Genomic DNA, 15427 nt, shown 5'->3' on the forward strand with positions numbered 1-15427 from the left:
CAACATTTCGTCCTGTTAACGGAATACGGACAACGCATCTGCCGCTGGATAGTGTGGGGAAAGGTCCCCATGCAGGAGCCGTTTTCCGCACTGCGCGGCCCTCCCGTGTCCTCGATGAAAGGCCAACACCATGCCCTACCCCGTTGAACAGAATGAAAAGTTCGCCGCCTATGCCCACCCGGAGCGGCTGGTTTCCACCGAGTGGCTTGCCTCCGCCCTGGAGAGCGGCGCCGTTGCCAACGGTGAGCTGGTGGTCGTGGAATCGGACGAGGACGTGCTGCTGTACGAGACCGGCCACATCCCCGGCGCAGTGAAGATCGACTGGCACACCGATCTGAACGACGACGTCACCCGCGACTACGTTGACGGCGCAGCCTTCGCTGAGCTGGCCGCCTCGAAGGGCATCTCCCGCGACACCACCGTGGTGATCTACGGCGACAAGTCCAACTGGTGGGCCGCCTACGCCCTGTGGGTCTTCACCCTGTTCGGCCACCAGGACGTGCGCCTGCTCGACGGCGGCCGGGACAAGTGGATCGCCGAAGGCCGGGACCTGACCAGGGACAAGCCTGCGCCCGCCACGGGCGACTACCCCGTGGTGGAGCGCGACGACGCCCCCATCCGCGCCTTCAAGGACGACGTGCTGGCCCACCTGGGCAAGCCCCTGATCGACGTCCGCTCCGCCGAGGAGTACACCGGCCAGCGCACGCACATGCCGGCGTACCCGGAAGAGGGCGCACTGCGCGGCGGCCATATCCCCACTGCTGCCTCTGTGCCGTGGGCCCGCGCAGCGGCCGAAGACGGCACGTTCCGCAGCCGGGAAGAACTTGACGCCATTTACCTCGGCGAGGCCGGCCTTGCCGCGGGCGACGACGTGGTGGCCTACTGCCGCATCGGCGAGCGTTCCAGCCACACCTGGTTCGCACTGAAGTTCCTGCTGGGCTTCGAGTCCGTCCGTAACTATGACGGTTCCTGGACCGAGTGGGGCAACGCCGTCCGCGTTCCCATTGTCAAGGGCGCCGAGCGCGGCTCCTTCCCGGTCGCCGTTGGAGTCTGACGAAGGCTCCCGCGTAAACTTGCCCTGATGACTACTCAAGCCTTGCCTTCCGCCCTCGCGGCGATTGTGGACGACTTCCAGGCCCTGTCCGAGCCCGAGCGGCTGCAGCTACTGCTCGAATTCTCGGAGGGGCTTCCGGAACTTCCCGAACGGCTCACCAACCATCCCGAACTCCTGGAGCAGGTAGTGGAGTGCCAGTCGCCGCTGTTCCTGACCATCGAAACGGAAAAGGACGGCACTGCCGGTACTGGCACCGCCGTCCGGCTCTTTTTCAAAGCCCCCGCCGAAGCGCCCACCACGCGTGGCTTCGCCGGAGTGCTGCACGAAGGCCTGGACGGGCTCTCGGCGGCGGAAATCCTTGCGGTACCGGATGATATGCCCGAACTGCTGGGCCTCACGCGGGCCATCACCCCGCTCCGGATGAGGGGCATGACGGCGATGCTGGGCAGGATCAAGCGCAAGGTAGCTGCAGCGTCCGGCGCCAGCGCCTGACGCCACCACCACGTGGCACGCAAAAGCACTGGACAGGGAACCCCGGCCACGGCGGCACTTGCCGCCGCCGGGGTTCCCTTCGTGCTGCACCCCTATTCCCATGATCCGGCCGCGGACAGCTACGGAGCGGAGGCGGCCGCAGTCCTGGGGATCGATCCGGCACGGGTGTTCAAGACCCTGATGGTGGAGGTTGAAGGCAGGCTGGCCGTGGGCATCGTCCCCGTCAGCGGGACCCTGGACCTGAAGGCCTTCGCTGCAGCGATGGGGGCAAAGAAGGCCGCCATGGCAGATCCGGCCGCCGCGCAGCGCCGGACCGGCTACGTGCTGGGCGGTATCTCACCGCTTGGCCAACGGCTCCCCTCCCCCACAGTGCTCGATTCCTCCGCCCTGGAGCTGGACACCATGCTCGTGTCCGGCGGCCGGCGCGGCCTGGATATCGAACTCGCACCGCTGGACCTTGTCCGGCTGACCGACGCAGTCACCGCGCCGATCGGCAGCAACGCGTCGCTGCCTGGCCAGGCTTGCCAGCCAGGTTGATCAGCTCGGCTGCTCTCCCGGCCGGGTACCCGGGTTGAGGCGCGGCGCGAGCTGCTGCCGCAGCCACGCCTTCACCAGCCGCTCCCAGCGCTCGGGGTCCACGTTCCATTCCTTGGTGTGCCGTGCGTGGTTGAAGGCTTCGAAGGTCACCATTTCGGGGTTCCGCTCGGCCAGCAGCGCGGACGGCTTATAGGGCACGTACTCGTCATCGACGCTGTGCAGGATCAGGGTGGGGGTCCGGAGTTCGACGGCGCGTGAGACCCAGTCCATGGCCTTGAGGTCCACGGGCGCGGACAATCCCGTCAGCCTGCGCCCCAGCGGATGCCCCAGCATGAGCTGCCCGTACCGGCCCACCAGCGAGGGAATCCGGTTCAGCTGCGCATGGTGGGCGAGGACGTTGACCCAATCGATGACCGGCGCGTCAAGGACCATGGCCCGGATCAGGTGCCGGTACCGGGACAGGTCCGCTGCCTGCAGGCAGATGGCCCCGCCCATGGACCAGCCAAAGAGCACAATCTCCTCGGCACCGTTGTCCAGTGCATACCCGATGGCCGCCTCAATGTCCTGCCATTCCGTGGAACCCAGTCCGTACCGGCCGTCATCCGCCGACGGTGCCAGGCCGTCATTGCGGTAGGAGAGCAGCAGGCTGGTCAGCCCCAGCTCCAGCGCCGGACCCACCGCGCGCAGCGCTTCCTGCCGGGTTGCGCCGCGCCCGTGGACCATGAGAGCCCAGGTCCGGGCGGTCCCGCCGGCGCGGACCAGCCAGGCCGGCGCCTCGCCGCGTTCCACGGGGATGGCCACCTCTTCGGCTGAATAGCCGGCGGCGGCAGGGTCAGGGTAGAGTGCGCCGCTCCACCAGCCCCAGCGGGCGGCGGAGAGGTCTCCGGCATAGACCGCTTCGACTTCTCGCAGCACCGTCCGCTCCGCCGGCGAGTACGAGACGATGCGGCCTATCCTGGCGTGCCCCCTGCCGCCGTCGAAATAGAAGCCGTACCGGCCGTCCACCGTGGTGTCGTCCGTGGCGGCCAGGATCACCTGCTGCATTTGCCCGTCGCGGATGACTGCGAGGACCTCCTGGTCCGACGTCCGCTGCCGTGCCGGCGTAATGACGCGGCGGGCGAAATACACGGCGAGCGCGGACGAACCCGCAGCCAGGAGCCCGGTCAGGGAACTTCCCGCGATGGCACCGGCGATAGCCCATCGGGTCCCCAGCGACATGCCCCCTGTTTCCGGGGTGTGGGCAGTGTGCTCCGGGCGCGTCCGCAGATAAGAAGCCATGCTCCTATTCTTACCGTCAGCTCAAGGATCACCGCATTCCGGCCCGGGCGGGTCCTGTGTGGAACGGCTCCTGTGCACCGTGGCAGGCCCGTGTACGGGTTGGTGCGGCGCCCCACCTACAGGGCTAGGCTAAGGCCATGAGTGAACCCATCGTCATCCTGACCGAAGAGCCACTGGGGGCGGACGACCGCCTGAACATCGAACGCCTGGTGGACGGAGCAGACTCCCGGCTGCTGGTCCTTGTTCCAGCCAATACCGAGCGGCACCTGCTGGTGGATTTCCTCGAACACCTCTCCCTGCTGGAAATTGCCGCGGCTTTCCGCGAACTCACCTCCCGCGCGCCGGACCCCGCAGAGGAACGCGCCCACGCCACGGAGACTTTGTCTGCCTCACTTGCCGCCCTGGAAGGACTGGGGGCCGGAGTCGACGGCGAGGTGGTGGACGGCGGTGCGGTCAACGGACTGGTGGCCAAGGTCCGGGACACCGGCGCCGCGCAGGCAGTGGTGATCACGCGGCCGCACGCGGTGTCCGATACCTTCCACACCGACTGGGCGAACAAGGCCCAGGACCAGCTCGGCATTCCCGTCCTGCACCTGTACGCAGGATCGGGATTTATCGGCGACTCCTAGGCGTTGACCACAGCATGAGTATCTTCGGAAACAACATTTTCGGAAACAAGGCCACCCACGCTGTCGCGGACCCGGCAGCCGATACCCACGGCACCGGAGGGCAGGACGGCGGGGACGGGGCCGCCGTGCAGAAGTCCGATGCGCAGTGGCGCGAAGAACTGACACCCGAGGAGTACCGCGTCCTCCGGCAGGCGGGTACCGAGCGCCCTTACACCGGCGAGTACTGGGACACGCACACTGCGGGCGTGTATCAGTGCCGGGCCTGCGGGACCGAACTGTTCACCAGCAATGAGAAGTTCGATTCGCACTGCGGCTGGCCGTCGTTCTGGGCCCCTCTGGCCGAGGGTACCGTCCGCTACATTCACGACCGGACCATGGGGATGGACCGCGTGGAGGTCCGCTGCGGCGCCTGCGATTCACACCTGGGCCACGTGTTCGACGGCGAGGGCTACGGTACTCCCACGGACCAGCGCTACTGCATCAACTCCGTTTCACTGCGACTCGTCCCGAAGGACGGGGCAGTGGCGGCGGACGGCACAACGGCAGGCTGATTCAGCTGCCAGTGCCGGCGGGCCGGGCGCGGCGGTCAGCCAGGCCTGGCCCGCCCGCCGGCCCGTTAAGGGCGTGCGCAGAGCGACCATCCCCCAGCGCGGTGCAGGCTCAACGGGACGACCATGGCGCTGAGAAATAGTATTTCTTAGTCTCAACCGCTTTTCAGATTAGTTCTGCTTGTTGCTTGCTACGCTCCGAAGAGAGAAGCAAGCAACGCCCAGAAAGGCAGCGACGATGACTGAAACCCTCACCGCCGTCCCCCGGATTTCCGCGGACAACCAGGACTGGCTCCGGCTCCGGACCGCAGCGTCGGCCCTCCAGGCCCTGCAGGCCCCGGACGGCTCCGTGCCGGATGCGGCCAGCCACACCACGGCAGCACTGCACGTGGACACCATCGTGGACGCCGTCCGGGCCCTCGCTCCAGCCTTCCCGCACGATGCCACGTACCTGGACACCGTCTGCGCCGACTTCACGGCCTGGGTGGCCGGCGGATTTCTTGTTCCGGACTTCCTCTCTTCGCTGCTGTCCTTCCAGCCCCAGGAGCAGCGGCAGGACGGCCTCCAGCACTTGGTGATCTTCCCCATGTACACCCAGAACGGCAGCAGCAGCCGGCTGGTGGAGGCCGTCCTCATCGAGGTCATCTGGCCGGAGTTCATCGCCGGCCTGGAGGCGGGCGACTACTCCAACAGACTGTTTGTTCCCATCCGGTTCGTGGACTTCACCGCAGGCTACGACACCAACTCCGCAGTCCTCTTCCCGGAAACCGTGGCCGTCAGCACCACACCCACCTTCACCTGGGGCGCAATCTTTGCCGACCGCGAAGCTGCGCGCTTCCGGCGCGTGCTCAAAGCCGCCGCGGAAACCACCCGCCTGGAACTGCCCGAAGGCGCCGCTGAGCTGCTGGCCGACCAGGACCTGACCGAGGCCACCTTCGTCATGTGGGACCTGATCCACGACCGGACCCACATGCGCGGCGACCTGCCCTTCGATCCGTTCATGATCAAGCAGCGCATGCCCTTCTTCCTTTACTCACTGGAAGAACTCCGCTGCGACCTCACAGCCTTCCGGGAATCCGTGCGCATCGAAAAGGACGACGAGGCGGACCCCGAAGCCCGCCGGCACGCCAAACTGGTGCAGTATGCCGTGATCTTCGACAGGATCTTCCGCTTCGCCATCACCGGCAGCCGCGTCCGCAACTACGACGGCCTGGGCGGCCAGCTGCTGTTCGCCTGGCTGCACCAGCAGCACGTCCTGCACTGGACCGACACCCGACTCACCATTGACTGGGACGGCGTGCCGGACGCGGTAATGGCACTGGGTGCCCGCATTGACGATCTCTACTGGCGCTCCATCGACCGGCCCAAGACCGCCCACTGGCTGGCCGCCTACGAACTCATCTCCGGCACGGTCACGCCCAACCCCGCGTCCGTCTGGGCAAAGGGCCCGGACGCCCTCCCGCTGTCCGGTGCCCCGCGCGGCTTGACCGACCAGGTGTTGGACGATGAATTCCCGCTCTCCATGTTCTACGAGGCTTTGGAGAAGAAGATGCGCCCTGTCATCGAGTCCACCGCGGGCATCACCGGCAGTTCGGCGCTGTGAGCGGAACCTCCGGCTCGCTTCCGGCTTTCACCGTCCTCGTCACAGGCGGCAGCGGAGCCTCCGGGGTTGCGGTCGCGGGCGCCCTCCGCGCGGCCGGGCACCGGGTCATCACGGTGGGTTCCGATCAGCAGCGGATCGAGGCAGCAGCACAACAGGCGGGCGACGGCGTCACGCCTCTCACGTGCGACCTCGCCCGGCTCGACGACGTCAGGCAGCTCCGCGACGACGTCGCGCTCCAGGCCGGGGCCGTCGACGCCGTCATCCACCTGGTGGGCGGATGGCGGGGAGCGCAGGGAATCCCCGACCAGTCCGACGAGGACTGGGATTTCCTCGAGCGGGGTGCCGTCACGACGCTGCGCAACATCACGCGGGTGTTTTTTGACGACATCGCCGCCTCCCCGCACGGCAGGTTCGCCATGGTCTCCTCGACTGCCGTGGAAAGTCCGGCGGCCAGCGTGGCCAACTACGTGGCCGCCAAAGCTGCCGCCGAAGCGTGGACCATGGCCGTGGCGGACGGTTTCCGCCGCGCGGCCGCGACCGGCGGCGACGGGCAGGCGGCCGCCGTCGTCCTCGTGGTGAAGGCCCTCGTGGACGACGGGCTGCGCCGCAGCCACCCGGAGCGGACGTTCCCGGGAGCCACGGACGTGGCCGAACTCGCGGCAGCGGTGGTGGGGCTGTTCGACGCCCCGGCGGTCGAGCTGAACGGCACCCGGGTCCGGCTGGCTCCGTGACCCGTCAGGACCCCGCCGCACAGGGGCAGCCCGCCCCGCAAGCCATACATAGACTGGGAATGTGAGCAAAGCCATGACAACCACAGCAGAGACCGGCGCGGCCCTTCGGCTGCACGACCCCAACGTGCGGGGCTTCGCCTCGGACAACTACTCCGGCGTCCACCCGGAGATCCTTGCGGCGCTTGCCGCCGCCAACGAAGGCCACCAGGTGTCCTACGGCGAGGACGACTACACCTCGCGGCTGCACGAGATCATGGAGGAACACTTCGGGCCAGGCATCGAATGCTTCCCCGTGTTCAACGGAACCGGGGCGAACGTCCTCTCGCTGCAGTCTCTACTCCCCCGCTGGGGGGCCGTGGTGTGCGCCTCCACAGCCCACATCAACATGGACGAAAACGGGGCACCGGAACGCATCGGCGGCATCAAGCTGCTGCAGGTCCCCACCCCGGACGGAAAGCTGACTCCGGAACTGATCGACAAGGAGGCGTGGGGCTGGGGTGACGAGCACCGCGCACAGCCGCTGGCCGTCTCGATCACCCAGACCACCGAACTGGGCACGTGCTACACCCCGGAGGAAGTGCGCGCCATAGCCGACCATGTCCACGCCAAGGGCATGAAGCTGCACATGGACGGTGCCCGGCTGGCGAACGCCGCAGCCCACCTGCAGGTGCCGCTGCGGGCCTTCACCCGGGACGCCGGCGTCGACATCCTCTCCTTCGGCGGCACCAAGAACGGCCTGCTGTTCGGCGAGGTGGTGGTGGCGCTGAACCCAGAAGCCGCCCACGGCCTGGTGTACCTGCGCAAGATGAACATGCAGCTGGCATCCAAAATGCGCTTCATGTCCGCCCAGTTCATTGCCCTGCTCGAAGGCGGCCTCTGGCTGCGTTCGGCCTCCCATGCCAACGCGATGGCTTCCAGGCTCCGCGCCGCCGTGGACACCATCGACGGCGTCCGGCCCACCCAGAAGACGGAGTCCAACGGAGTCTTTGCCGTGCTGCCCGAAGGAGTGGCGGACCGGCTCCGTGCATCCTTCCGGTTCTACGACTGGGACGAAGCCGCCAGGGAAGTGCGCTGGATGTGTTCGTTCGACACCACCGAAGAGGACGTGGATTCGTTCATCGCCGCCATCCGCCACGAACTGCGTGACTACGACGGCGGGCAGGCCGGCTGAGGCGCACGTGACGGCGAGCCTCCCCGGACAGCGCTGAAGGGTTGCGTAATCTGCCATGGTGAACGCACTTGACCAGGTTCCCCCGGATTTCCTCCACGCTCTGGGAACCCTCAGGAAAGCCCGGTGCCGCAAGGAACTCCACCTCGCGGAAATCCCCGCGCCGGCCCGCCTGGCACCCTTCGCCGTCGCCCTGGGCGCGGAAGTCATGGCCCAGGGCGCCGGGACCGCAGCACCTCCCCTGCACGGACCGGCGGCAATGGCCCTGGCGGCCGCCGGGACCGCGGAGGACAGCGACACGGAGCTCGCCACCGGGCGCTTCATCCTGCTGCACGACCCCGAAGGCTCTGCAGTGTGGGACGGGGAATTCAGGATCGTCACCTATATCCGTGCGGAGCTCGAACCGGACATGGGCAACGACGAGATGCTCGGTACGGTGGCCTGGACCTGGCTGGTGGAGGCCCTGGAAAACCACAACGCCCCCTACCGGGCCGCCGGCGGGACCGCCACCCGGGTCCTGTCCGAAAGCTTCGGGACCCTCTCCGAACGGCCCGGGACGATCGACATCGAACTGCGGGCGTCCTGGACACCCGCCACACCGGACGTCACGGCACACCTCGAAGCCTGGTCCGATATGGTGTGCACCTTCGCGGGCCTCCCGCCCCTGCCCGACGGCGTCACGCCCCTGCCGCAACGGCGCCGGAACTGACGCCCGTCCAGCCCTGCCGGGAGCCGGCCAGCGGACTGCCGGCGCGCAGGACCGGTAAACTGGGGGCATCATGACCCCTAACAACCCGGAAAACACCACGGCCGGCGCTCCGGCTGCTGATACCGCACCCCATATCACCGTGGAGGGCTTCGACAGCCCCATCCCCGAAATCATCGAACTCGATGCACCCCGTGAGGGCGTCCCCCTGGTCATTGAGACCCAGGCAGGGCTGGAACGCTGCGCAGCCGCCATCGCTGCAGGAACCGGACCGGCAGGAGTGGACGCAGAGCGAGCCTCCGGATTCCGCTACGGCCAGCGTGCCTTCCTCGTGCAGATCCGCCGCGAAGGCGCCGGCACCTGGCTGATCGATCCCGAGCCTTTTGATGACCTCGCCATTATTAACGATGCGCTCCGCGGCGTCGAGTGGATCCTGCACGCCGCAACCCAGGACCTTCCTTGCCTGTCGGAGCTGGGCATGTGGCCGGACAAACTCTTCGACACAGAACTCGCCGCCCGGCTGGCAGGGCTTCCCCGCGTGGGCCTTGCCGCCGTCATCGAACAGCTGCTTGGCTTCGGCCTGGCCAAGGAACACTCCGCCGCCGACTGGTCCACCCGCCCCCTCCCGGAGCCGTGGCTGCGCTACGCAGCCCTTGACGTCGAGGTCCTCAGTGAGCTGCGGGAAGAGCTGGTGGAACTGCTCCAGGCCGACGGCAAGCTGGAGTATGCCGAGCAGGAGTTTGCCGCGATCCTGGCAGCGGGCATCGCTCCGCCGCGGCTGGACCCGTGGCGGAAGACCTCCGGCCTGCACCAGATCAGGGACCGGCGCCAGCTGGCCGCCGTCAGGGAACTGTGGCTGGAACGCGACGCGCTGGCCCGCAAGCGCGACGTCGCACCCGGCCGGCTGATCCCGGACTCCGCACTGGTGTCCGCCGCCAAGGCCATGCCCGCCACCGTTCCCCAGCTCCTGGGGACCAAGGGCTTCCACGGCCGTGCGGCGCAGCGTGAGGCTCCGCGCTGGCTCCGTTGCATCGCCGCCGCCCGGGACCTGGACGACCTTCCCCCGCTGCATCTGGCAACCAACGCCCCGCCGCCGCCCAGGGTCTGGGCGGAACGCGACCCCGAGGCTGCCGCAAGGCTCGCCACGGCCAGGCCGCTGCTGCAGGAGCGCGCCGACCAGCTGAACCTCCCGGTGGAAAACCTGCTCACGCCCGACTACCTCCGCCGGGTTGCATGGCGCCCGCCGGCAGCGATCAGCGAAGAGTCGGTAGCCGGTGAGCTGCGCGGACTCGGTGCGCGCGAGTGGCAGGTGGAGCTCACCGCCCCGCTCATCACCCGCGCATTCCTGGACCCACAGCCGCTTCCGCCCAAAGAGCAAAAAGCCGCGGTCGCCGCGGGCAGCTAGCCTTCCGGCGCCCTGTCACTCTGGCCTTGCAGCCTAAGTTACTCGCGAGTAACATCGGACGTACTGCCGCACACCCTGCCGTCCTTCGGCATGTGCGCGGCGCCTACGTCTCGATGAGGAGTTACACGTGAGCCACACCGGAAGCGGCGCCCCCCGGCGCACTGTCCGCGACGTCGTCTTTGTTGACGGCCTCCGCACGCCCTTCGGCCGGGCCGGTGAGAAGGGGATCCATGCCGGTACCCGCGCCGACGACCTGATCGTAAAGTGCATCCGCGAGCTGCTGCGCAGGAACCCCTCGCTGCCGCCGGAGCGGGTGGATGAGGTGGCCATTGCCGCCACCACCCAGACCGGCGACCAGGGCCTCACCCTGGGCAGGACCGCTGCGCTGCTGGCCGGACTGCCACGCACCGTCCCGGGCTTTGCCGTGGACCGCATGTGTGCCGGCGCCATGACCGCCGTGACGTCCACGGCCGGCGGCATCGGTTTCGGCGCGTACGACGTCGTCATCGCCGGCGGAGTGGAGCACATGGGCAACCACCCCATGGGCTCCGGCGCCGACCCGAACCCCCGTTTCATGTCCGAACGGCTGGTGGACCCCGCCGCCCTGAACATGGGCAACACCGCCGAGAACCTGCACGACCGCTTCCCCGCCATCACGAAGCAGCGCAGCGACGCCTACGCCGTCGCATCCCAGGACAAGCTGGCCGCAGCCTACCGCGAGGGCCGGATCCAGCCCGACCTGGTGCCGGTAGCCGGCCGGAAACCGGGCCAGGGATGGACCGTACACAGCGTGGACGAACCGCCACGTCCCGGGACCACCATTTCCGACCTCGCCGGACTCCGCACTCCCTTCCGCGCGCACGGCCGCGTAACCGCCGGCAATTCCGCGGGCCTCAACGACGGCGCAACCGCCGCCGTCCTGGCCTCGGGTGAAGCGGCGGCTGAGCTTGGCCTCCCGGTGAAGATGCGGCTGGTCAGCTACGCCTACGCCGGCGTGGAGCCTGAAGTCATGGGCATCGGCCCGGTCCCGGCCACCGAGAAGGCACTGCAGAACGCGGGCCTCACCATCGGCGACATCGGCCTCTTCGAGATCAACGAGGCGTTCGCCGTCCAGGTCCTGAGCTTCCTGGACCACTTCGGCATTGCCGACGACGACCCCCGGGTTAACCGCTACGGCGGCGCGATTGCCGTGGGCCACCCCCTCGCCTCCTCCGGCGTCCGGCTGATGACCCAACTGGCCCGCCAGTTCGAAGAGGACCCGTCAGTGCGCTACGGCATCACCGCCATGTGCGTGGGACTCGGGATGGGCGGGACCGTTATCTGGGAAAACCCGCACCACGCCGATTACAGTGGCGGCACCGGCACCGCAGGAACAGCAACCACCGCCCCGGCAGCAGTCCAGACCGAAGGAGCCACAGCATGAGCGCCGCAGATTTCACCGGATTCGCCAGCCTGTTCCCCAACGAAACCGTCACCCATTCCTACGTCCAGGACATTCCGCTTCCGGCTGCCCCAGGCGCGGAGAGCCCCGGAACGTTTGCCCTGGTCACGCTGGACAACGGCCTGGACCACGGCAAACCCACCACACTGGGTCCCAACACGCTCGTGGAACTCGGCACGGTGCTGGAAGGCCTGCGGGACCGTGCCGCCCGCGGTGAGATCACCGGCGTCGGGGTTACCGGCAAGCCCTACTACCTCGTGGCCGGAGCAGACCTCTCTGCGGTGAAATCGCTGGAAGAGCGCGAGCACGGACTCCACATGGCCCAACTGGGCCACGATGTGTATGCAACGCTGGCCAACCTGGGCGTTCCCAGCTTCGCGTTCATCAACGGCACCGCCCTTGGCGGCGGACTGGAAATCGCACTCCAGTCCACCTACCGCACCGTGTCCACGGGCGCCGGCGCCCTGGCCCTCCCCGAAGCCCTCCTGGGGCTGGTCCCGGGCTGGGGCGGCGTCTACCTGCTCCCCCGCCTGGTCGGGCCTGAGAACGCCGTCAAGGTGATGATCGAGAACCCGCTCAGCAACAACCGGACCCTCAGCGGCCCGCAGGCCTTCGACCTTGGCATCGCGGATGCCCTGTTCGAGCCCGCCGACTTCCTGGAGCAGTCCCTTGCCTGGGCCGCGAAAGTCATCTCCGGCGAGCTGGTCCCGGAACGCGCCAACGCCGTCGACCCTTCCCACCCGGACACCGCAGGCCGCTGGGCCGCCGCGGTGGCTGCGGGCCGGAAGTTCGTGGAGTCCAAGACGTCGAATGCGGCGCCCGCCCCGGGCAAGGTCCTGGACCTGATGGAAGCCAACCGCACCATGAACCAGTCAGAATCGGCAGCCGTCGAATGCGAGACACTGGCCGGGCTGATGCAGACTGATGAATTCCGCGCCACCGTCTACGCCTTCCTGGACCTCGTCCAGAAACGGTCCAAGCGTCCCGCCGGCGCCCCCGACCGGAAACTCGCCCGCCCCGTCACCAAAGTCGGTGTGGTGGGAGCCGGCCTGATGGCCGGCCAGCTGGCGCTGCTGTTTGCCCGCCAGCTGAAGGTGCCGGTGGTACTGACCGACATTGACCAGGCCCGGGTGGACAAGGGCGTTGGCTACGTCCACGGCGAAGTGGACAAACTGCTGGCGAAGAAGCGGATCAGTGCGGACGCCGCCAACCGCACCAAGGCGCTGGTGTCCGGCTCGGTGTCCAAGGAGGCCTTCACGGATGCTGATTTCGTGATCGAGGCGGTCTTTGAGGAACTCAGCGTCAAGAAGCAGGTGTTCGCAGAGCTGGAGGCCGTCGTTTCGGCAGACTGCATCCTCGCCACCAACACGTCGTCGCTCTCGGTGACGGCCATGGCCGAGGACCTGCAGCACCCGGAACGGCTGGTGGGGTTCCACTTCTTCAATCCGGTGGCCGTGATGCCGCTGCTGGAGATCGTCCGCGCCCCGCGGACCGATGACGCCGTACTGGCCACCGCCTTCGAACTCGCAAAGACGTTGAAGAAGACCGGCGTCCTGGTCAAGGACGCCGCCGCCTTCGTGGTCAACCGGATCCTGCTGCGCCTGATGGGCGAGGTGACGGCCGCCTTCGATGAAGGAACACCGGCCGATGCGGCGGACAGCGCCCTGAAGCCGATGGGCCTGCCGATGTCCCCCTTCACGCTGCTGGCTATGGTGGGCCTGCCGGTGGCCCAGCACGTCCAGGAGTCGCTGAACGCTGCCTTCGGTGACCGGTTCCCGGTGTCCGCCAACCTCCACAAGCTGATCGACAACGGTGTGAAGGGCCTTTGGGAAACCGGGCCGGACGGGTCGGTGGCCATCCCGGACTCCACCCTGTCGCTGATGTCTTTCGGCACCAGCCCCTCCACCGCCGGCCAGGTGCTGCGGCGCACGCAGGACGCCCTGGCGGAAGAAATCGGACTCATGCTGGACGAAGGCGTGGTGGCAGGACCGGAAGACCTCGATCTCTGCATGATCCTGGGCGCCGGGTGGCCCATGTTCCTCGGTGGCATCACACCGTACCTCGACCGGGTGGGTGCCTCCGAACGGGTCAACGGCAAGCGGTTCCTCCCGCCCGGCGTGGCGTCGGGTCCGGCCGCCGGCTAGGCCGGCCGCGGCCTGCGGGCCGCCGCTCAGCGCTCCGTGAGCCGGCCGCCGTCGAGGGCCACCAGGCGGTGGGCCGCCGTCCGTGCATAGTCCAGGTCATGGGTGACCAGTACGACGGCGGCCCCCTCCGCGGCCGCGGAGCGGACGGCTGCGTCCAGCACGGCCAGGCCGTCGCCGTCCAGTGCCACGGTGGGCTCGTCAAGGGCGATGACCGATGGCTTCCGGGCCAGGACGGTGGCCAGTGCCAGCAGCCGCTGGCCTGACGCGGGCAGCTCAGCGGGGTGTCCGTGGGCGGCACCTTGAAGCCCGACCGCCGCCAGCGCGGCCGCAGCCCGTTCGCCTGCTGCGGCAGCGCCGGCCAGGCGGTCCAGGCCGAAGCGGACCTCACGCAGGAGCGTCCGTTCGAACAACTGGTCGCGGGGATGCTGGAAGAGCAGGCCCACCGCGGCGGCAGTCTCCCCCGCCGCACGTCCCGCGATGTCGCTGCTGTTCACCAGCACGGAGCCGGTTGTCGGCCGCAGCAGCCCGTTCAGGTGCCGCAGGAGGGTCGACTTGCCCGCACCGTTGGGCCCCGTGACGGCAACAATCTCCCCCGGACGCACCGCCAGGTTGATGCCCGCCAGGACCAGGGGCTGCCGGGGTGGCTGGGCGGCGTTCCTGCTGCGGGCCAGCCAGTGGCCTTTGTTGCGGGGCCGCCTGGCGTCCGGACCATATCTGAAGGAGACGTCACGCAGCTCCAACGCCGCGCCGGCTCCGGCTGTCTCCCGCGGCGCCGCTGGAACCGCGGCGGTGCCTGCTGCGGCTGGAACCTCCGCATTGCCTGAGGCGGCTGGGGCCGTTCGCGCGGTTGGCAGGGCGCCCCGGTCAACCCCCGCGGCGCCACCCACCCGCCGGATTCCCGCAGGAACCAGGCCGGTCTCCGGGCCGAGGCTGCCAGGATCGCCCGCGGCTGCCATGGTCCCGTTAGCGAGCACCAGCCACTGGTCCGCTGCGAGCAGGAGCCCGTCGATCACCTGGCTCAGGATCACGACGGCGGTTCCAGACGCCACGAGGTGCCGCACCAGGGCCGCCAGTTCATGAGCCCCTGCCGCGTCCAGGGAGGCGAACGGCTCGTCCATGACCAGCACGGCAGGCCCGCTGATGACGGCGCAGCCAATGGCCAGGCGCCGCAGCTGCCCGCCGGAGAGCCGGGCCGGGTTCCTGTCAAGCAGCCCGGTGAGCCCCAGGAGGCCTGCCGTGCGTGCCACCGCGGCAACCATGGCGGGGCGGGGTACTCCTGCATTCTCCAGCCCGAAAGCCAGTTCCTCGGCGACCGTAGCCCTGACAGTGGAAAGGGCCGCTGCCGCGTCCTGGGGGACGAAGCCCACCTGCCGGCCCCACTTGGCGGGGTCGATGCGGGGTTCCACCCGGTGCTGGCCGTTAGCGCCGGCGTCTGCCCGTCCGCTCCCGAAGTCCAGCCGCGTGCCTCCCAGCTCCAGGTAGCCGTGCAGGGTGCCGCCGCTTCCTGGCGTCAGCCAGCCTGCCAGCAACCGTCCCAGGGTGGTTTTTCCGCTGCCTGACGCGCCCAGTACCGCCGTCAGGGTGCCCGGCGCGGCGGCGAACCCGATCCTCTCCAGGACGGGGCCGCCGCCGTCGTGGAATGTGAAGCTCTGGATGCCGGCCTCCAGGACCGGACCGGTTGGAAGGGGCAC

The 15427-nt window shown here is 68.6% G+C and carries 14 protein-coding genes; 12 read left to right on the forward strand and 2 right to left on the reverse strand.

The features are described 5' to 3' along the window. The first annotated feature begins 130 nt into the window (after window positions 1–130). From QE394_RS00770 to ybaK, 3 genes are read left to right on the forward strand one after another with little or no spacing between them, the layout of a single operon-like run. Window positions 131–1054, forward strand: coding sequence for a sulfurtransferase (locus QE394_RS00770; RefSeq protein WP_056084633.1), 924 nt, complete (start codon window positions 131–133; stop codon window positions 1052–1054). Between the two features lie 27 nt (window positions 1055–1081). Next, complete coding sequence (locus QE394_RS00775) at window positions 1082–1546, forward strand: SufE family protein (protein WP_056084635.1); 465 nt, start codon at window positions 1082–1084, stop codon at window positions 1544–1546. A gap of 12 nt (window positions 1547–1558) precedes the next feature. Then, window positions 1559–2083 (forward strand): Cys-tRNA(Pro) deacylase, encoded by a 525-nt coding sequence (ybaK, locus tag QE394_RS00780; RefSeq protein ID WP_268158018.1) that lies wholly within the window; start codon window positions 1559–1561, stop codon window positions 2081–2083. Here the strand turns inward: ybaK and QE394_RS00785 are convergent, their stop codons facing one another. Then, window positions 2084–3361, reverse strand: a complete 1278-nt coding sequence (locus tag QE394_RS00785) for an alpha/beta fold hydrolase (protein WP_349033514.1) — start codon at window positions 3359–3361, stop codon at window positions 2084–2086. It lies immediately after the preceding gene. Between the two features lie 137 nt (window positions 3362–3498). Between QE394_RS00785 and QE394_RS00790 the strand changes: the two genes are divergently transcribed. From QE394_RS00790 to QE394_RS00830, 9 genes are all read left to right on the forward strand, one after another. Then, window positions 3499–3990, forward strand: a complete 492-nt coding sequence (locus QE394_RS00790; RefSeq protein WP_261620537.1) for a hypothetical protein — start codon at window positions 3499–3501, stop codon at window positions 3988–3990. A gap of 14 nt (window positions 3991–4004) precedes the next feature. Beyond that, the gene (msrB, locus tag QE394_RS00795; protein WP_200937930.1) at window positions 4005–4541 is read left to right on the forward strand and encodes a peptide-methionine (R)-S-oxide reductase MsrB; all 537 of its coding nucleotides are present in this window, start codon (window positions 4005–4007) and stop codon (window positions 4539–4541) included. A 235-nt stretch (window positions 4542–4776) separates the two neighbouring features. Continuing rightward, the gene (locus QE394_RS00800) at window positions 4777–6141 is read left to right on the forward strand and encodes a DUF6421 family protein (protein WP_349033515.1); all 1365 of its coding nucleotides are present in this window, start codon (window positions 4777–4779) and stop codon (window positions 6139–6141) included. After that, a complete protein-coding gene (locus QE394_RS00805; RefSeq protein WP_056084649.1) occupies window positions 6138–6872 on the forward strand; it encodes an SDR family NAD(P)-dependent oxidoreductase in 735 nt (244 codons plus the stop codon). The genes QE394_RS00800 and QE394_RS00805 overlap by 4 nt, the downstream gene beginning before the upstream one ends. A gap of 73 nt (window positions 6873–6945) precedes the next feature. Further along, a complete protein-coding gene (locus QE394_RS00810) occupies window positions 6946–8043 on the forward strand; it encodes a low specificity L-threonine aldolase (RefSeq protein ID WP_261620544.1) in 1098 nt (365 codons plus the stop codon). Between the two features lie 55 nt (window positions 8044–8098). Next, the gene (locus QE394_RS00815) at window positions 8099–8749 is read left to right on the forward strand and encodes a DUF3000 domain-containing protein (RefSeq protein ID WP_056084653.1); all 651 of its coding nucleotides are present in this window, start codon (window positions 8099–8101) and stop codon (window positions 8747–8749) included. Between the two features lie 70 nt (window positions 8750–8819). Continuing rightward, entirely contained in the window at window positions 8820–10151 is a 1332-nt protein-coding gene (locus QE394_RS00820; protein WP_349033516.1) for an HRDC domain-containing protein, read from the forward strand. 127 nt (window positions 10152–10278) lie between these two features. Further along, on the forward strand, window positions 10279–11574 hold the full coding sequence (locus QE394_RS00825) for an acetyl-CoA C-acyltransferase (protein ID WP_349033517.1): 1296 nt from the start codon (window positions 10279–10281) through the stop codon (window positions 11572–11574). Further along, window positions 11571–13736 (forward strand): 3-hydroxyacyl-CoA dehydrogenase NAD-binding domain-containing protein, encoded by a 2166-nt coding sequence (locus QE394_RS00830; protein ID WP_349033518.1) that lies wholly within the window; start codon window positions 11571–11573, stop codon window positions 13734–13736. The genes QE394_RS00825 and QE394_RS00830 overlap by 4 nt, the downstream gene beginning before the upstream one ends. Window positions 13737–13762: 26 nt before the next feature. On the opposite strand, the gene QE394_RS00835 is transcribed toward QE394_RS00830, so the two are convergent. Continuing rightward, window positions 13763–15427 carry an ABC transporter ATP-binding protein gene (locus QE394_RS00835; protein ID WP_349033519.1) on the reverse strand — a complete coding sequence of 555 codons (1665 nt, stop codon included), beginning with the start codon at window positions 15425–15427 and terminating at the stop codon, window positions 13763–13765.

The sequence above is a fragment of the Pseudarthrobacter sp. SORGH_AS 212 genome (assembly GCF_030818145.1).
Lineage (GTDB): Bacteria > Actinomycetota > Actinomycetes > Actinomycetales > Micrococcaceae > Arthrobacter.